The organism is Vicinamibacterales bacterium (genome assembly GCA_035699745.1).
Classification (GTDB): Bacteria; Acidobacteriota; Vicinamibacteria; order Vicinamibacterales; family 2-12-FULL-66-21; genus JAICSD01.
The window spans coordinates 24,778-42,534 of the sequence record DASSPH010000079.1; the positions used below are offsets into that span (position 1 = coordinate 24,778).

General features: G+C 70.0%; 21 protein-coding genes. 13 read left to right on the plus strand and 8 right to left on the minus strand.

Going from position 1 to position 17,757, the window contains the following annotated elements; translation table 11 throughout:
* Positions 1-250 precede the first annotated feature (250 nt).
* The gene (locus tag VFK57_19650; protein ID HET7697938.1) at positions 251-493 is read left to right on the plus strand and encodes a hypothetical protein; all 243 of its coding nucleotides are present in this window, start codon (positions 251-253) and stop codon (positions 491-493) included.
* A gap of 93 nt (positions 494-586) precedes the next feature.
* Positions 587-763, plus strand: a complete 177-nt coding sequence (locus VFK57_19655; protein HET7697939.1) for a hypothetical protein — start codon at positions 587-589, stop codon at positions 761-763.
* On the opposite strand, the gene VFK57_19660 is transcribed toward VFK57_19655, so the two are convergent.
* The gene (locus VFK57_19660; protein HET7697940.1) at positions 760-933 is read right to left on the minus strand and encodes a hypothetical protein; all 174 of its coding nucleotides are present in this window, start codon (positions 931-933) and stop codon (positions 760-762) included. The genes VFK57_19655 and VFK57_19660 overlap by 4 nt on opposite strands.
* Positions 934-960: 27 nt before the next feature.
* On the opposite strand from VFK57_19660, the gene VFK57_19665 reads away from it, so the two are divergent.
* From VFK57_19665 to VFK57_19705, 9 genes are all read left to right on the plus strand, one after another.
* On the plus strand, positions 961-1,470 hold the full coding sequence (locus VFK57_19665) for a DnaJ domain-containing protein (protein HET7697941.1): 510 nt from the start codon (positions 961-963) through the stop codon (positions 1,468-1,470).
* A gap of 5 nt (positions 1,471-1,475) precedes the next feature.
* The gene (locus VFK57_19670; GenBank protein ID HET7697942.1) at positions 1,476-1,874 is read left to right on the plus strand and encodes a hypothetical protein; all 399 of its coding nucleotides are present in this window, start codon (positions 1,476-1,478) and stop codon (positions 1,872-1,874) included.
* Complete coding sequence (locus tag VFK57_19675) at positions 1,874-2,212, plus strand: hypothetical protein (protein HET7697943.1); 339 nt, start codon at positions 1,874-1,876, stop codon at positions 2,210-2,212. The genes VFK57_19670 and VFK57_19675 overlap by 1 nt, the downstream gene beginning before the upstream one ends.
* Positions 2,213-2,240: 28 nt before the next feature.
* Complete coding sequence (locus VFK57_19680; GenBank protein HET7697944.1) at positions 2,241-3,323, plus strand: Mrp/NBP35 family ATP-binding protein; 1,083 nt, start codon at positions 2,241-2,243, stop codon at positions 3,321-3,323.
* A 10-nt stretch (positions 3,324-3,333) separates the two neighbouring features.
* On the plus strand, positions 3,334-4,542 hold the full coding sequence (locus tag VFK57_19685; GenBank protein HET7697945.1) for an MFS transporter: 1,209 nt from the start codon (positions 3,334-3,336) through the stop codon (positions 4,540-4,542).
* 19 nt (positions 4,543-4,561) lie between these two features.
* Positions 4,562-6,385, plus strand: coding sequence for a gamma-glutamyltransferase family protein (locus VFK57_19690; GenBank protein ID HET7697946.1), 1,824 nt, complete (start codon positions 4,562-4,564; stop codon positions 6,383-6,385).
* Position 6,386: 1 nt separating this feature from the next.
* Entirely contained in the window at positions 6,387-7,694 is a 1,308-nt protein-coding gene (locus tag VFK57_19695) for a pitrilysin family protein (protein ID HET7697947.1), read from the plus strand.
* Positions 7,694-9,061: a pitrilysin family protein gene (locus tag VFK57_19700; GenBank protein HET7697948.1), complete on the plus strand. Its 1,368-nt coding sequence runs from the start codon at positions 7,694-7,696 to the stop codon at positions 9,059-9,061. The genes VFK57_19695 and VFK57_19700 overlap by 1 nt, the downstream gene beginning before the upstream one ends.
* Before the next feature lie 122 nt (positions 9,062-9,183).
* Positions 9,184-9,399, plus strand: coding sequence for a hypothetical protein (locus tag VFK57_19705; GenBank protein HET7697949.1), 216 nt, complete (start codon positions 9,184-9,186; stop codon positions 9,397-9,399).
* A 49-nt stretch (positions 9,400-9,448) separates the two neighbouring features.
* Here the strand turns inward: VFK57_19705 and VFK57_19710 are convergent, their stop codons facing one another.
* The 5 genes from VFK57_19710 to VFK57_19730 all read right to left on the minus strand — a co-directional run bounded on the left by VFK57_19710 (position 9,449) and on the right by VFK57_19730 (position 13,280).
* A complete protein-coding gene (locus VFK57_19710; protein ID HET7697950.1) occupies positions 9,449-10,459 on the minus strand; it encodes a hypothetical protein in 1,011 nt (336 codons plus the stop codon).
* A 3-nt stretch (positions 10,460-10,462) separates the two neighbouring features.
* A complete protein-coding gene (locus tag VFK57_19715) occupies positions 10,463-10,897 on the minus strand; it encodes a rhodanese-like domain-containing protein (GenBank protein ID HET7697951.1) in 435 nt (144 codons plus the stop codon).
* 145 nt (positions 10,898-11,042) lie between these two features.
* A complete protein-coding gene (locus tag VFK57_19720) occupies positions 11,043-12,407 on the minus strand; it encodes an amidase (GenBank protein HET7697952.1) in 1,365 nt (454 codons plus the stop codon).
* Positions 12,400-12,594: a hypothetical protein gene (locus tag VFK57_19725; protein HET7697953.1), complete on the minus strand. Its 195-nt coding sequence runs from the start codon at positions 12,592-12,594 to the stop codon at positions 12,400-12,402. The genes VFK57_19720 and VFK57_19725 overlap by 8 nt, the downstream gene beginning before the upstream one ends.
* On the minus strand, positions 12,594-13,280 hold the full coding sequence (locus VFK57_19730; GenBank protein HET7697954.1) for a hypothetical protein: 687 nt from the start codon (positions 13,278-13,280) through the stop codon (positions 12,594-12,596). The genes VFK57_19725 and VFK57_19730 overlap by 1 nt, the downstream gene beginning before the upstream one ends.
* 24 nt (positions 13,281-13,304) lie before the next feature.
* On the opposite strand from VFK57_19730, the gene VFK57_19735 reads away from it, so the two are divergent.
* Together VFK57_19735 and pyk are read left to right on the plus strand one after the other, a co-directional pair.
* Complete coding sequence (locus VFK57_19735; protein ID HET7697955.1) at positions 13,305-14,405, plus strand: zinc-binding dehydrogenase; 1,101 nt, start codon at positions 13,305-13,307, stop codon at positions 14,403-14,405.
* Positions 14,402-15,874, plus strand: coding sequence for a pyruvate kinase (pyk, locus tag VFK57_19740; GenBank protein HET7697956.1), 1,473 nt, complete (start codon positions 14,402-14,404; stop codon positions 15,872-15,874). The genes VFK57_19735 and pyk overlap by 4 nt, the downstream gene beginning before the upstream one ends.
* Before the next feature lie 9 nt (positions 15,875-15,883).
* On the opposite strand, the gene VFK57_19745 is transcribed toward pyk, so the two are convergent.
* Both VFK57_19745 and VFK57_19750 read right to left on the minus strand, forming a co-directional pair.
* Complete coding sequence (locus VFK57_19745) at positions 15,884-17,251, minus strand: APC family permease (protein HET7697957.1); 1,368 nt, start codon at positions 17,249-17,251, stop codon at positions 15,884-15,886.
* On the minus strand, positions 17,248-17,727 hold the full coding sequence (locus VFK57_19750; GenBank protein ID HET7697958.1) for an SRPBCC domain-containing protein: 480 nt from the start codon (positions 17,725-17,727) through the stop codon (positions 17,248-17,250). The genes VFK57_19745 and VFK57_19750 overlap by 4 nt, the downstream gene beginning before the upstream one ends.
* Between the last annotated feature and the right edge of the window lie 30 nt (positions 17,728-17,757).

Sequence of the window (17,757 nt, forward strand, 5' to 3'; positions counted from 1 at the left end):
GAGCGCTTTCCCGGCGGCGGACGGGCCGCCCGGGCTCCGGCGGCAGAACTGTCTCCTGCAGGCGTCAGGCGCACCAGCCTGCGTGCGGGGGCGGACACCGGCGCGAAGTCGTTATTTCTAAAGGAAGTTCTCTGTCGAAGGGAACCAAAGCCGCCGATACCTGGTCTAACGCAATAGCTGGTCCCGAAGTTGCAGTGAGGGTCAGCGGACGTCAGCCACAGCGGGTGGCCGACGACTGGAGGGTAACGGCATGGCAGTCCCAGCGGCGTCCATCAGCTCCGTCCGGCCGACAGGCACGATCTTCGAGCTCGAAGCGCTCGAAGGGCTGCCGTGCGGCTGCGTGGCGGCGGCGTATCGGGCCCGGCCGTGGGACGTCGCGGTGGTTTCCCTCGAGGCCAAGGGGCCGCACTGCATTCTCGCGGGCCACGCGTCAGGTCAGGTGCTGCGCCTGGGCGATCCCGCTGAATTCGAAACCGAAGACGACGAAGAATAAGCCGATCTTCATTGCGTTCGGCCCGATCCATTCCATACAATTTCACCCATGCCGTTTACCTGTCCGAGTTGTGGCAACAACCATAACTTTCTGGTGAAGACCCTGCAGATGCACGTCGTCCGCCTCGACGACGCGCGCGTTGAGGTGAACGACGAGGGCCGCCCCGCGGTCATCGAAGTCCTCTGCGACGAGTGCGAGACCGCGCTCAAGTTCGAGGACTTTGACGATGACGTGCGAAAGGAAATGCTCCTGACGCTCGGCGCCCGCTAGGCTCTCCCTTCGTTGCCCTCGGCTTCCTCCCAGTAGTCGCATTCGGGACACACCCATTCGCGGACCTGACGGGTCGTGGACTGCCCGGTACCCGGCACGCGATCGGTCAGATCGCGCAGCGTCATGCGCATCGCCTCGCCGCAGAGCGGACATTCTTTGATGTCAGCCATTGGCCGGCATGGTAACGTGATTCCAGCGTGCGCGACTACTACGACGTCCTCGGCGTTGCCCGCGACGCGGGCGCGGACGAGATCAAGCGGGCCCACCGCCAGCTGACTCGCCGCTACCATCCGGACATCTCCGGAGAGGAGCTCTCCGTGTCCGTCGCCGACTGTCTCGCCGACGAGGTCCACCGCGATTTCCCGTCCGTGCTGACGGTGCTCGATCGCATGCGGCACTCGTTCTTCGGCGGCGGCGCGCGGCCGGGGGACGGGCCCGACGTGGTGGTGACCGCGCACGAGGCGTTCTGGGGCGCCATCGTCCCGCTCGACGTGCCGGTCCGCCGCACCTGCGGCCGCTGCGGCGGGCGCGGTGAAATCTGGAACGACTGGTGCGGCGACTGCGGCGGCGTCGGCGACCTCGACGGCCGGCAGGCGATCAACCTCCGCATCCCCGCCGGCGTGCGCGACGGGTCCAGAGTCCGCTTTCGCGTGGCGGCGCCCGGCACCCGTCCGACACTGATCGACGCCCGGATCAACATAAGATAAAAGACGTGCGTTCCCACGTCAGCCTGCTCGCCCTGCTCCAACTGACCTGGGGCGGGATGGGGCTGCTGCTCGGCGCATCGCTCCTGCTCCTCGCCGCGGGCGCGGCGGCCATCGCGCGGCAGCCGGAGGCGGATCCGCTGACGGCGGGCGCGACGGCGTTTCTGTTCGTGGTGTTCGCCCTTGCCGTGGCGACCGCCGGAGCGGCCAGCGTCTGGGTCGGGCGTGCACTGCGCCGCTACCGCTCGCCCGGCCGGACCGGCGCGATGCTGCTGGCGCTGCTGAACCTGTTCGTGCTGCCGTTCGGGACCGCGCTTGCGATCTATACGTTCTGGGTGCTGCTGCACGACGAGGTGCGCGCGCTGTTCGAATCCGCCGCCGTGGCCGAACGCGCCGCGGCCCGGTGATGGCGAAACATACGGAGAAGACGTCGACCGGACTCGACGCCAACGTCGCGGCGGCTCTCAGCTATCTCGTCGGCTTCGTGACCGGGATCATCTTCCTGGTGGTCGAGAAGGAGAACCGGTTCGTCCGCTTTCACGCCCTGCAGTCGACGCTGCTGTTCGCCGGCATCGTGGCGATCGACATCCTGCTCCAGATCGTGCCGATCCTCGGCGCGCTGGTGATGGTGTTCATCGTCGTTCCGGCTTCCGCGGTTCTCTGGCTGCTGATGATGTTCAAGGCGTACCAAGGTGAAGAGTTCAAGCTGCCGCTGGTCGGCCAGCTTGCCGCCGACCGCACGTGACCTCGTGATTTGCTGAAGTGGTGATCTGGTGATCTCAGAAACAGCCGTTCTCGAAGCTCTCAAAGGCGTGCGCGACGCCACCGTCGATCGCGACATCGTCACCGCGAAGTTCGTCAAGGACCTCAAGATCGATGGCGGCCGCGTATCGTTCACGGTCGAGCAGGCGATTCACGGCGCCTCCACCCGCCAGCAGGTGGGCGAGCAGTCCGGCGCCGCTGTGAAGCGGCTGCCCGGCGTGTCCTCCGTCGAGGTGACGATGACGGCGCGGGTGCGTCCGGCGGTGATTCCGGACCTCTCGAAGCAGCCGGTCCCGGGGGTCAGGAACATCATCGCGGTTGGCGCCGGCAAGGGAGGCGTCGGCAAGACGACCGTGTCGGTGAACCTGGCGATCGCGCTCAGCCAGTCGGGGGCGCGCGTCGCGATGATCGACGGGGACGTCTACGGTCCGAACGTGCCGATCATGCTCGGCATCAACACGCAGCTGACGACTGACGGCCAGCGGATCGTTCCCGCCGACCAGTACGGCATCCAGCTCGTGTCCATGGCGTTCCTGACGCAGGACGACGTGCCGGTGATCTGGCGCGGCCCCATGCTCCACGGCGTCGTTCAGCAGTTCTTCCGGGAAGTGGCGTGGGATGACGTCGACTACCTGATCGTCGATCTGCCGCCCGGCACGGGGGACATCGCGCTCAGCCTCAGCCAGAGCGTCCCGGTGGCCGGCGCCGTGCTCGTGACGACGCCGCAGACGGTCTCGCTGGCCGACACCCGGCGCGCGGTCCGCATGTACGAGAAGCTCAACATCCCGCCGATGGGGCTCGTCGAGAACATGAGCCATTTCATCTGTCCGACGTGCCGCACCGCGAGCGACATCTTCGGCCAGGGCGGCGGGCAGCGGCTCGCGGCAGACATGAACGTGCCGTTCCTCGGCGCGATTCCGATCTACGAACCGATCCGGATCGGCGGAGACACCGGCGTGCCGATCTGCGTCGGCGAACCCAAGTCGCCGGCGGCGCAGGCCTTCCGCGCCGCGGCGCACCAGCTCGCCGTCTCGCTTGCCGCGCTGGCCTTCAAGCCGCAGTCCAAGGCGATACCCCTCACGCAGGTCCGTTAGCGGACGGGCGTTGGCAGTCACCAGTCAGCAGTCCGCAGTCACTCCCGCGCGGCGGATGCTGCTGCTGGTGTCGGTGGCTGAAGTGCTGGGAATGACGCTGTGGTTCTCGGCCACCGCGGCCGCTCCCGCAATCGTGCGGGAGTTCGGCATGGCGGCAGGCGGCCTCGCCTGGCTGACGATGGCGGTGCAGGCCGGGTTCGTCGCCGGCACGCTGATCACCGCGGTGACGAACCTGGCCGATGCCGTCAACGCGCGGCGCCTGTTTGCCATGGGCTGCGTGGGCGGGGCCGCGGTGAACGCGGCGATCGCCTTCGTGCCGTCGGACGCCGCGGTGATCCTGCTGCGTTTTCTCACCGGCGTGGCTCTGGCCTGGGTGTATCCCCCCGGGATGAAGATCGCCGCCGGATGGTTCCGCGAGCGCCGCGGCACCGCGCTCGGCATCGTCGTCGGGGCGGTCGGCGTCGGGTCGGCGTTTCCGCATCTCCTCGCGTGGCTCGGCGCGGGGCTGCCGTGGCGCCTCGTGGTCAGCGCCTCGTCGGTGCTGGCGGTCGTCGGGGCGTCGATCGTCGCGCTCGCGGTGCAGGACGGGCCGTACGTGAGCGCGTCGGCGCCGTTCGACCGGCACGCCCTGCGCGTCGTCCTGCGCAGCCGGGGCACCCGTCTGGCGATGCTCGGATACTTCGGGCACATGTGGGAGCTGTACGCGATGTGGACGTGGATTGCCGTGTTCGCCTCGGCATCGCTGAGCGCGGCCGCCGCGGCATCGCTCGACGGAGCGCGCGTGGGATCGCTGGTCGCCTTCATCGCGATCGCCAGCGGCGCCGTGGGCTGCGTGGCGGCGGGATTCTGGGCGGACCGGTTCGGCAAGGCGCGGATCGCGGGGGCGGCGATGCTCGGCAGCGCGGCCTGCGTGCTGGTGTCGCCGCTGTTCTATGGCGCGCCGCTGGCGGCGCTGCTGCCGTTCACGGTGATCTGGGGCTTTACCGTCGTCGCTGATTCGGCGCAGTTCTCCGCGCTGGTCACCGATCACACGCCGCGAACGCACGTCGGCACGGCGCTGACGCTGCAGACCAGCGCGGGATTCCTCCTCACGATGGTGAGCATGCGCCTGGTGCCGCCGATCAGCGCGACCGCCGGCTGGCAGTGGGCGTTTCTGTTCCTCGCTCCGGGCCCGCTGCTGGGCGCGCTGGCGATGCGGCGCCTGACCCGGCAGCCCTGAACCGTAATAGGATCGGTCTGTGCTCAGCCGGCGCATTCTCCCCACTGTTACAGCGATCGCGGCCGCCGGAGCGACGCTGCTCGCTCAGACGCCCGCCGCGCCGGTTCGCGGCGAAGTGCGCGCCAGCCACGGCCTGGTGGCCGCCGGACGCACCTTCACGGCGGACGCCGGCGCGCGCCTGATGACCGCGGGCGGCAACGCGATTGACGGCGGCGTCGCGGCGATCTTCGCCGCGGCGGTGACCGAGATCTCGCACTTCGGCCTCGGCGGGGAAGCGCCGATCATCATCTATTCGGCGCGCGACAGGCGCGTGATCGTCATCAACGGCCAAGGCCCGGCGCCGAAAGCCGCCAATCCGCAGATGTTCGCCGGCAAGGACGCCATCCCCGGGAACGGCCCGCTCGGCGCGACGCTGCCGGCGGTGGTCGATTCGGCGGCGATCGCGCTCGCCAGGTACGGAACGAAGTCGCTGTCCGAGGTGCTGCAGCCGGCGATCGAGCTGGCGGACGGCTTCCCGATGTACGAGTTCCTGCACAATTACCTGCGCAGCGAACGCGCGGCGTCGGAGCAGTACGCGTGGACGAAGTCGACGTATTACGCCAACGGGATCACGCCGGTCGGTCAGACGTTCCGCCAGCCGAATCTCGCCGCCACGCTGCGCGCGCTGGCGGCGGCGGAGAAGGCGGCGCTGTCGCGCGGCCTCCCGCGCGAGGGGGCGATCGAGGCGGGGCGCGACGCGTTCTACAAGGGGCCGATCGCGCGCGAGATGACCGCCGCCGTCCGGGAAGCGGGCGGGGTGATGACGGAGGAGGACCTGGCCGGCTATCACGGCCGGATCGAGGAGCCTGCGACCGTCACCTACCGCGGCTACACGGTACACAAGGCGGGCTTCTGGAACCAGGGTCCGTCGCTGCTGCAGACGCTGCGCATCCTGGAAGGCTTCGATCTGCGAACGATGGGGCGCGGATCGGCCGACGCCGTGCACACCATCGTGGAAGCGATCAAGCTGGGATACGCGGATCGCGATCGCTACTACGGAGATCCGGATTTCGTCCGCGTCCCCGGGGAGGTGCTGCTGTCCGAGCCGTACGCGGCGGCGCGGCGGCGGCTGATCGATCCGAAGAAGGCGAGCGTGGAGCAGCGGCCGGGCAACCCGGGCAACGCAACCGGTGAATTCAGATCTGCAGGCAGCTTGCCCCTTCATTCGCAAGATCCGCGGATCGCACTCGAGGATTCGGCTGCAGCCAGGGAACCGGGCGATACCACCTCGATTCAGGCCGCCGACGCCGCCGGGAATCTCTTTTCGGCGACGCCCAGCTCCGGCTGGCTGCTCGGGGGGGCCTTCGTCGCCGGCCGCACCGGCGTGCCGATGAGCAACCGGATGCAGGCGTTCAACCTCGATCCCGCGAGCCCGAACGTCCTCGCCGGCGGCAAGCGGCCGCGCACCACGCTGACGCCCACGGTGGTGATGAAGGACGGCAAGCCGTTTCTCGCCATCGGCACGCCCGGAGGCGACAGCCAGGACCAGCAGATCCTGCTCGTGCTGCTGAACATCATCGATTTCGGACTCGACGTGCAGGCCGCCATCGAAGCGCCCCGCGTCAACTCGCTGCATCCGGTCAGCTCGTTCGACAACCATCGCGCCCAGCCCGGCGTGCTCGAGATCGAGGCGTCGTTTCCCGCCGCGGTGCAGGACGAGCTGAAGGCGCGCGGCCACACCCTGCTCCTGCGCCGCGCCCATGCCATGTCGACGGGGATCGTCGCCGCCGGCATCGATCCGGCGAGCGGTCAACTCCGCGGCGGTGCGGATCTGCGGCGCGAACGCGCGATCGTCGCCTGGTAGCATGAACATCCCGTTCACCAAGTACACGCTCGACAACGGCCTCGACGTGCTGATCCACGAGGACCACTCGCTGCCGATCGTCGCGGTCAACGTCTGGTATCACGTCGGCTCCAAGAACGAAGTGCCGGGGCGCACCGGGTTCGCGCACCTGTTCGAGCACCTGATGTTCGAGGGCTCGCAGCACTACGACCGCGGCTACTTCCATCCGCTGCAGGAAGCCGGCGCGGCGCTCAACGGATCGACCAACGCCGACCGCACCAACTACTGGGAGGTGGTGCCGACCAACGCGCTCGATCTGGCGCTGTGGATGGAATCCGATCGGATGGGCTACCTGCTGCCGGCGCTCACCGAAGCGAAATTCTCGAACCAGCGGGACGTCGTCCTCAACGAGCGCCGCCAGAACTACGAGAACCGACCTTATGGCCTCGCCGGCATGGCGATCGTCTCGGCGCTGTACCCGCCCGATCATCCGTATCACTGGCTCACCATCGGCGCCGCGGAAGACATCCGCGCCGCGCACCTCGACGACGTGAAGGCGTTCTTCCAGCGCTACTACCATCCGGCGAACGCATCGCTGACGCTGGCCGGCGACGTCGACGCCGACATGGGGATCCTGCTCGCCGACGAATACTTCAGCGAAGTGCCCGCCGGCGAGAAGCCGGCGCCGCTGACGCTGGCCGCGCCGGCGCCGCCCCGCGACGTCAAACTGGTGCTGGAGGATCGCGTCGAGCTGCCGCGCTTGTACATGGCCTGGCATTCGCCGGCGCTGTTCGCCGCCGACGACGCCGAGCTCGATCTGGTGGCCGAAGTCCTGGCGAGCGGGAAGACGTCGCGGCTGTATCGCGCGCTGGTCTACGAGCAGCGGATCGCGACGGAAGTGGCGGCGTCGCAGAATTCGCGCGAACTGGGCAGCTTCTTTCAGATCGTCGCCACCGCGGCGCCGGGGCGCACGCTCGCCGAGGTGGAACGGGCGATCGTCAAGGAGATTGCCGCGCTGCTCGACCGCGGCCCGACGGCGCCGGAGATGGAGCGATGCCTGGCGCAGGCGGAGGCGCACTTCCTGTTCCGGCTGCAGACCGTCGGCGGGTTCGGCGGCAAGTCCGATCAGCTGAACGCCTATAACGTGTTCCTTGGCGACCCGGCGTACTTCGGGCGCGATCTGGATCGCTACCGCAACGCCACCGCGGATCAGCTTCGCGCCGCCGCGATCAAGTATCTGCAGCCGTCCGCACGCGTCGTGCTCAGCGTCGTGCCGCGCGGCCGGGTCGCGCTGGCGCTTCCCGGGTCGGCGCCGGTGGCGGTCTCCTGATGGCGGCCCATCGCGGCCGCCCGCCGGCACTCGGGCCCGAGCGTTCGTTCACGTTTCCCGACATCCATCGCACCACGCTCGACAACGGCCTGAAGGTGTGGACCGTCGAGCATCATCAGGTGCCGCTCGTGTCGGTGCTGGCGCTGGTGCCGGCCGGCGCGTCCGCCGATCCGCCCGATCGTCCGGGGCTCGCGGCGATCACCGGCGACATGCTCGACGAGGGGAGCGGCGATCGCTCCGCGCTCGACGTGCACGAGGCGCTGGGACGGATCGGCGCGCAGCTCGAGCTGGACGTCGGCCACGACGCGACGGTGCTCGGGCTGACGACGCTCGAGCGGTACCTCGATCGCGGGCTGGAGCTCGTCCGCGACATGCTGATCCGCCCGCGCTTCGAGCAGCGCGAGTTCGATCGCGTGCGCGATCTGCGGCTGAACCGGCTGCTGCAGATGAAGGACATGCCGCCGGCCCTGGCGGATCGCGCCTTCACGCAGCTGCTGTATCGCCACCATCCGTACGGGCACCTGCCGATCGGCTCGGAGGGATCGCTGCGCGCGCTGATGATTCGCGACATCGCCGCGTTCCACCGGCGCGCCTACGTGCCGTCGCGAATCACGCTGATCGCCGTCGGCGACGCGCCGCATCAGGCGCTCACCTCCGCGATCGCGCGCGCGTTCGCGGACTGGCGCGCCGAGTCGCCCGATCCGATCCCCGATCCGGACGCGTTTCCCGCGCCGGCGGCGCCGGCCTCGCGCCTCGCGCTGGTGCACCGCAGCGCCGCGGCGCAGTCGGAGCTGCGGATCGGGCACGTCGCGCTGCCGCGCCGGTCCCCGGACTATCACGGCGCGCTCGTCGCCAACATGATCCTCGGCGGACAGTTCGTCAGCCGGATCAACATGAATCTGCGCGAAGACAAGGGCTACACCTACGGGGCGCGCACGGCGTTCGAGTTCCGGCGGGCGCCGGGCCCGTTCGTGCTGTACGCCAGCGTGCAGGCGGACGCGACGGCGGCGGCGCTCCGCGAATCGATCGCCGAGATTCGCGCGATCCGCGGCGAGCGCCCGGTGACGCGCCAGGAGCTGGAGCTCGGGCGCGCCTCGCTGACGCGCGGGTACCCGCGCAGTTTCGAGACCGCCGATCAGATCGCGCGCGCCGCGGCGCAGCTCTCGCTCTACGGCCTGCCGGACGACTACTTCACCAGCTTCGTCCCGACGGTGCTCGCGCTGACCGAGGACGAGGTGACGGCGATCGCCGCCAGGCACATCGATCCGGCAAAGTTGCTGAGCGTGGTGGTGGGGGATCGCGAGAAGGTGCTGCCGTCCCTCCGCGCGCTCGACGCCGGGGACATCGCCGACGTGAGCGTCACCTGATCGGCGTGATAACCAAACCGCAAGGAAACCGTAAGTAGCGATCGGACCAGGAACAGACCGCCGGGCTCCTCCGTCAAACTGGCGGATGAACCGGCCCGGTTGTACACTGGGCCCGTTCCGCTATGACCTCCGCCCGGTTCAGTTTGAGCCTGCTCGGCGTGGTGGGTGTGCTCGCCGCGGTACTGGCGGCCGCGTCGCTGTGGCTCGTCATTACCGACCCTGTGAAGGTTGCCACCGGTGTGCAGGCGGCGACGGCGGACGGGAACGTCTCGCCGCTGGTCAAGGCGCTGGCCGACGTCCTCTACGACGCCCTCCAGGGCATCATCAAATATCTCTGAGGGGCTCCGCCCCTCAGACTCCCCAACACGCTCGCTCGCGCCGCGCTGCCTAGAGCGCGCGATTCAGAAACCGGCTGAGCGCCAGGCCGTCCATCCACTTGAACGGCGTGACGCCCGTGCTGTAGTGGCCGCACGGCAGCACCAGCAGCTGGTGCGCGATCCCGCGCTCGGTGAACGCCGCGACCAGGCTGCGCGACAGCGCCACCGGGAACGTCAGATCGTAGAGCGCGTAGACCAGCAGCAGCCGCCGATCGCGGACGCGTTCCAGGTAGGGCAGCGGACTGATCGGCAGCCACATGCGCCGCAGTTCGTCGAGCGTGACGTTGCCTTCCAGCGTCTCGCGCACGTGCATCGTCGACAGTCCCTCCCACACCACGTCGGCGAAGTAGGGTGAGATGTGGTTCAGCGCCGCCGCCTTGATCAGCGGCTCGTGCGCCGCCGTCAGCATCGACAGGCACGATCCGAGGCTGGTGCCGAGGATCCCGATCGAGGTGTAGCCCTCCGCGTGCAGCCATGCGATCGCGCGCCGCGCGTCGAGCACGGCCTGCCGGCACACCTGCGCGGTACGCCCGACGTTGGCGCTGACGATGTAGTCGGCGCGGGTGAGCTCGGGCGGCATGCGCGCGTCGTGATACGGCATGCTGAGCCGCAGCGCCGAGATCCCGAAGCGGTTCAACAGCCGGCAGAGGCCGACGTGCCCTTCGGCGTCCGAGTTCCACTGCGGGAGGACGAGCACCGCGCGCTTCCGTCCGCGCGCCGACCGCTCGGGGAAGAAGCGCGCGTGCACGAGATCGTTCTCGGGATGCGGCGTCCGCAGCGCGCTGGAGAACGTGAGCACGCCGCCGCGCACGGCGTAGTCCGCCGCCGGCTGCACGGCGTAGAAATCGTCGCTGCGCGAGACCGTGGCCTCACCCCACGCCTGCAGGGCGCGGCGCGGATCGCCCGGCGGCAGCGCCTGGTCGAACAGCCAGTCGACGCCCCACTCGAACGGACGGGCGACGCGATCGGTCGCGATGGCCGCGAGCCGCCGCTCCCAACGGTGGAACGCGCGGGCGATCACGCCTCAGCGGGCCCCGGCAGCCTTGGCCTGCAGCGCGGAGTACTCGCGCTCGTCCCCCGCGGTGGTCTCGACCGGCAGGCCCGCCTGGACCCAGCCGGGATGGCCGAATTGCGGCGCGCCGCCGTAGCCGCCAAGCACGTTCGCGACCTCATGGTAGCCGGCGCTTGCGAGGATCTCGGCTGCCTTCGCCGACCGGCCCCCCATCTGGCAGCCGATGACCAGGCGCGTATCCGGCGGGAAGTTGGCGCGCACCACCGCGAGGAATTCCGGGTTGGGCCGCATCTGCCGCGTGGCGGGATCGGCGTGCATCAGCGGCACGTTGAACGCCCCTTCCGGATGCCCCTGCTCGAACTCGGGGATGGACCGCACGTCGAGGTACTTCGCCCCCGCGCTCTGCTGCTGATGAGCCTGCTGAACCGTGATGTGTTTGATAGTCATCTTTTTTGCACGTCAATATCCGCATGATCGAACAGCCGCCCAAACCCGACACTCCGCAGCCGCCCGACCTGGTGCATAAACCCGGCGAGGTCGTGAACCACCCGGTTCCGACAGGGAAGCCGCCCGACGAGACCAGCCCGGACATTCATCCGGCGCCGCCGCCGACGGATCCCGCCCCGCCAATTATCTGATGCTCCACGGCGGCGGCGACGGCCAGCAGCCGATCGGTCCCGCCGCGGTGGCCCACCAGCTGCAGCGCGCGCGGCAGGCCGTCCGAGCCGCGGCCGCACGGGATCGCGATCGCGGGATGGCCGGTGATGTTGAACAGCTGCGTCAGCCGCAGCATGATCGCGCGCACCGGCTCCACGGCGCCGCGGATCGTCACCGTTGACGCGCCGATCGGCGGGGCGCCAATCGCGAGCGCCGGCAGCAGGAGCGCGTCCAGCCCTTCGAGCGCCTTGTCGACCGCCTTCCTGAGCACGGTGCGCGCGTGCATCGCCCGCAAGTAGTCTTCCGCCAGCACGTAACGGCCCATCTCCAGGCGCAGCCGCACACCTGGCGCGTAGCCCCCGGCGTGCCGCTCGATCAGCGGCGCGTGGTACCAGCTCGCCTCGGGGAGGACGATGTGCAGGTAGACTGCCGCGGTGCGTTCGGCGTGCGCGACTGACGCCGAGGCAACCGAATGCCCCGCCGAGGTCAGCGTCTGCCGCGCCTCCGCGAACAGCCGCGCCATCTCGTCGTCCAGCTTGTCCAGGAAGTACGGTTCCGGAACCCCCAGCCAGAGCGGCCCCGGGGCGGCGGCGGGCACCCGGTCGTGGCGCGCGTCGCCGTCGAGCATGGCGTAATAGAGCAGCGCCGCGCCGGCGACGTCCGACGCCAGCGGACCGACGTGATCCAGCGACACGCTCAGGGGAACGACCGCTTCGGCGGAAATCTCCCCGCTGGTGGGTTTTAATCCGATCACGCCGCACGCGGCGGCAGGGATGCGGATCGACCCGCCAGTGTCGGTTCCGACCGAGCCGTAGCACATCCCCTCGACGAGCGCGACCGCCGCGCCGCCGCTCGACCCGCCGGCCGAGCGCGACAGGTCGAAGGGATTGCGCACCGCGCCGAACGCCGTCTCGTCGCTGGTGGTGCCGAAGGCGAACTCGTGCAGGTTGGTCTTGCCGACGATGACCGCGCCGGCGCGGCGGAGATTGGCGACCAGCGGCGCGTCGTGCGTCGCCTGTCGCGGCGGGACGTTCGACCCCGACGTCGTCGGCGTGCCGGCGACGTCCACCAGGTCCTTCACCGAGATCGGCACGCCGTGGAGCGCGCCGCGATACCGGCCGGCTGCGATCTCGGCGTCGGCGCGCGCCGCGTCCGCCATCGCCTGTTCGGTCATGACGGTGATGAAGGCGCGCAGCGATTCGTTGCCGGCCGCGATGCGCTCGAGACACGCGCGGGTGAGATCCGCGGAGGCCGCCTCGCGGCGTTCGAGCCGGACGCTCACGTCTCGCAGGCTATGCATCGTCGGCCGGCTCCCCGGACTCGGAGGGCACAACCTCGAGCGCGGGATGTCCGAACTCCGCGTCCGCGTCTCGCAGCGTCTGCAGCGACGCCGCCAGGGATGTCAGCAGCGGCTCGAGTTGCGGCAGGTCACGCGCCCTCGCGTCCGCCACCGCGCGCGCGAGCCAGGCGGCAACGTCGGCGGTCATCAGAAGGTGAGCGTCCCGCGGACGCTGATCGGGATCATGTGTACGCTGTGCGTGATCGGCGTCGTGAAGCGGTTCATGGCGTACTTGAACGCGATGTCGACGCCGAGCGGACCGGACGTGATGCCGCCGCCCCCCTCGAGGAAGTAGCGCCGTCCGTCGAGCTGGTCGGTGTGGACCCGGCCGATGCCGCCGAGGACGAACGCATGCGCGCCCACACCCCACCCGGGGGCGCGGTCGCTGACGTCGATGCCGGCCCCGAGATCGCTGGCGCGGCCGCCGGTCAGGACGTAGCCGGGCATCGGCGCGGGGCCGCTGAAGCTGACGCGGATCGGCGGCAGGCTCTCGATGCTGCCGCGGATCGCCAGCGTCGGGCCGACGCTCGACCCGAAGGGGTAGACGGTCGCGCCGACCGCGGCGGCGCGCTTCCCGTACTCGATCACGTTCACCAGCGTCTGCCCGTCTTCGGTCCGGTACTGAAACGCTTCGAGATGAACTTCGCTGACCTTCCGGCCGAGCAGCTCCTCCAGCGGATGTTTCGCGAACCCGTACGGCTGCACGTACTGCGTCTCGTACGAGACGCTGATGAAATGACGCCGCGCTTTCGCCGCGCGGTACGTCTGCGGCGCGGCGTCCGGCGCGGCGAGCGCGGCGACGAGCCACAGCGCGGATGCGGTTTGTATCAGCATCCGTTCAAGGATAACGTAAACCGCGTGAGCGCTCCCATTCGTGCCGCCGTGATGACGGCACCGCGCGCGCCGATCGAGGTGCGCGAGTTCCCCCGGCCCGATCTACCGCCCGGCGCGGCGCTGCTGCGCACGCTGCGATCCGAGGTCTGCGGCACCGACGTGCACTTGTGGCACGGCCGGCTGTCGGGCGTCCCGTATCCGATCATTCCCGGGCACGTCTCCGCCGGAACGATCGACGCCGCGCGAGGGACGCTGACAGGCATCGACGGATCCGATCTGCGCGAGGGAGACCGCGCCGTGTTCTTCGACGTGCACCGTACCTGCGGCCGCTGCCGCGCGTGTACGGTGCACCGCACGCCGACGCGCTGCGCGGCGCGCCGCGTGTACGGCATCACCGACTCGGCCGACGAGGGGCTGTTCGGCGGCTGGGCCGAAGCGATCTATCTGGAGCCGGGCGTCGCGCTTGCGCGGCTGCCGGACGGCGTCGCCCTCGACGATTACATCGGCGGCGGCTGCGGGCTGCTCACCGCGGTCCACATCGTCGAACGCGCGGAGATCCGGCTCGCCGATGCCGTGGTCGTGCAGGGCGTGGGCGCCGTGGGCCTCAGCGCCATCGCGCTGTCGCGAATCGCTGGCGCAGGAACCGTGATTGCGATCGGCGCCCCCGCGGATCGCCTCGCGCTGGCGAGAGAGATGGGCGCGGACGTCGTGCTCGACCTGGCGCGCACCTCCGCGGACGAGCGGCGCCAGATCGTGCTGAACGCGACGCACGGCGAAGGGGCCGACGTCGTGCTCGAAGCGGCCGGCGCCGCGGCGGCGGTGCCCGAGGGGCTCGATCTGGCGCGTGCCGGCGGCCGCTACGTGATTGCCGGGCATTACACCGACGTCGGGCCGGCGTCCGTCAACGCGCACCACCAGATCAACCGCAAGCATCTCGAGATCCGCGGCTGCTGGGGCAGCGAGGCGCGCCACTTCCTGCGCGCGTTGTCGATCCTCGAGCGTCATCCCCATCTGCCGTTCCGGAAGATCGGCGCGCGCCGCTACGGACTGCTGCAACTCAACGAGGCGCTCGCCGACGCGGAAGCGATGCGGATTCCCAAGGCGCTGGTCGATCCCTCGTTATGACGACGGCTCGTTGCCCGATACACCGGCGCACGAAGATCGTGGCGACGCTCGGGCCGGCGAGCAGCCAGCCCGGAACGCTGGACGCGCTGGTGGCCGCCGGCGTCGATGTCTTCCGGCTGAACTTCTCGCACGGCACCCACGAATCACACGCCGCGACCTTCCACGCGGTCCGCGCCGCCGCACGCCGCGCCGGGCGGGACGTGGCGATCCTCCAGGACCTGAGCGGCCCGAAGATCCGCACCGGACGGCTCGCCGGCGGAGCGCCGGTGGAGCTGAAGGACGGCGACGAAGTGCGGCTCGCCGCCGGCGACGGGGAAGGCAGCCGCGAGCGGATCTTCACGCGATATGCCGAACTGATCGACTCCGCCAGGGCCGGCGATCGCCTGCTCCTGGACGACGGCAAGATCGAATTGCGCGTCGAGAGCAGGGGCAGCGGCGAGCTGATCACGACGGTGGTGAACGGCGGCACGCTCGCCGAGAAGAAAGGGATCAACGCGCCGGGCGTGCAGCTTCCGCCCTGCGCGGTGACGCCCAAAGACGAAACGGATCTGAGATTCGGCCTCGATCTGGGGGTCGACCTGGTGGCGCTGAGCTTCGTCCAGGCCGCCGGCGACGTGCAGAAGGCCCGCGCGATCGTGCGGCAGGCGAAGCAGGACGTGCCGATCATCGCCAAGATCGAGCGGCCGCAGGCGCTCGAGCACCTCGACGCGATCCTCACCGCGGCGGACGGCGTCATGGTCGCGCGCGGCGACCTCGGGCTCGAATGTCCGCTCGAGCAGATTCCGCGGATCCAGAAGGCGATCGTGGCGCGGTCGCGCACGCTCGGGCGCCCCGTCATCCTCGCGACGCAGGTGCTCGAGTCGATGCGCACCGAGCCGCGGCCGACGCGCGCCGAGGTCAGCGACGCCGCGACGGCGGTCGATCAGGGCGTCGACGCGATCATGTTGTCGGGCGAGACCGCCTCGGGTGAGTTCCCCGTCCGGTCGGTTCAGACGCTGGCCGCGATCATCGCCGACGCCGAGACCGTGGCGACGCCGGCGGCGCTGCTCAGCGCGGATGTGCTGCTCGAAGGGCGCGACACGACGGGGCCGACTGACGGGTTCGACACGTTCAAGACCCGCCACGGCCGCGCGATGTGCGAAGCGGCCGTGACGCTCGCGTCCACCGGACAGGCGGAGGCGATCGTCGCGGTGACGCGGTTCGGCAAGACCGCCCAGCTGCTCTCCTCCCTGCGGCCGCCAGCCGCGATCCTCGCCGTCACGCCGTCGGGGGAGATCGCCCGCCGGCTGAATCTCTACTGGGGGGTGCAGGCGATGGTCTCGGACCTGCAGGATCTGCGCGCGTTGGAAGGCCCCATCCGCCTCTCGGGCCACCTTGGTCCGCGGGCGGTCGTCGTCTTCATCAACATCACGCCCGACCTGACGCGGCAGGACGCCAACTTCCTGAACGTCCAGCAGCTGTCCTCGTGACCTCCGGCGTCAAGCGGACGACCTGCGGCTGTACGAGTACAGACCGACACCCAGGCCGAGCATCGCCGCGGCCTGCGCGATCAGGTTCACCTCGTAGGTGAGCGCGTTCGCGCCCGGCGGCGGCACGAACGTGAGTCCCACCGACACCGCCGTTGCCGCGAAACCCACGACTGGAGGCCAGCGCGAGGTCTCCGGAAGCAGCCGCATCTGCGCGGCGAAGAGATACAGGTACGGCACGAAGTAGATCAGGATCGTGAGATTCACCAGGATGTCGTAGGCCTCCTGGATCGACGTCGAGCGCCCCGCCACCGTGAAGAACACGCTGCCGAGGAAGATCGCGGAAGCGGCCAGCGACTGGACGATCAACGCCACGTGCGGCGTCCGGTATCGCGGGTGCAGGCGCGCGAACGCCCGCGGCATCACCGAATCCACGCCGGCGGCGAACGGAACGCGTGCCGCGCCGGCCGTCCACGATGCCGTTCCCGCCAGGGCGCCCAACGTGAGCAGAGCGCCGGTCAGGACGCCGAGCCCGGTCACGCCGACCCGGCCGGCGACGAGCTGCACCGCGTCGGTGATCCCGCTCAGCTCTTTCAGTGACGAGACCGGCACCGCCACCAGGACCGACGCGGATCCCACGATGTAGACCACCGTCGTCACCGCGCCGGCGATGAAGATGCCGCGCGGGATCGTCCGCTCCGGCTTCTCGATCTCCTGTCCGATCAGCGAGGTGATCTCGAACCCGGAGAAGGCGAAGCACATTGCCGACCACAGCGCGACGGTCTCGAGGACGTCGCCGCGCGGCACCAGGGCGCCCGCCTGGAATGGCGTCGCCGATCCGAACCGCGCCAGCGCCAGCGCGCCGCAGCCGATCAGCAGCCCCGCGGGCACCCAGACGCCGAGGCTGCCGGCGTTCTGCAGCCACTTGCCCCAGCGCAGCCCGACGATGTTGATGCCGGCCGCGATCCAGATGCCGGCCAGCACGAAGACAACCGAATACCAGCGCGCCGCGCCCATCCCCTGCCAGCGCTCCCCCCCGATCGCGGCGAAGTTGGCCGCGCCGAACAGCAGCAGCGACGGGAAGTAGAAGAGATTGTTCACCCACAGGCACCAGCCGCAGAGGAACCCGTGCCCCGATCCGAACGCGCGGCGGACCCAGGTGTAGACGCCGCCCTGCTCCGGATACCGGCGGGCCAGGGCCGCCACCGCGAGCGCGAGCGGGACGAAGAAGGCAATCCACGCCAGGATCCAGAGCGTCAGCGAGGGCGGGCCGGCGCGCGCGCCGCGCGCGATCCACCTCACGCTGATCACCGCGACGACGTTCATCAGGACGACGTCGCGCAGCGTCAGGACCTTGAGCAGCCGCGCCGCGTCGTTCACGAGCCGTGCTCCGCGTAGTCCTTCAGCGCGGCCAGCGACGATCGCCATCCGCTGGCGATGACGGCGTAGTAGCGGCGCCACCGCGGCGTTTCCTCGAATCCCGTCTGCTTCACCTGCAGCCGGCACGCCGGACCGGACATGCGGCAGCTCACCTCCAGCGCCATCGGACCGATCGGTTCACCGTCGGGCGGCAGCCACCACGCGTCGGCGACGAAGAGTTCGCGCCCCGGCATGTACTCCATCACGCGCCCGTGGAAGATGCCGCCGAGCCGTCCGAGCACGTCATCGGCCTCCGCGGTCGGCGCCCATTCGATCGCGTACACGCCGATCGGGCGCGGCGCGGTCACCGAGCGGACCGCCTGCCACCAGATCGAGAGGGCGTGCGGATCGAAGAACGCGGCGAGCACCCGGGTCGGCGCGGCGTTGATGAGCAGCGAATAGTCGAACTCCGGGGATGGTTCGGCTGAACGGGGCATGCGTCGGCCATGCTACCGCAGTACACTGAG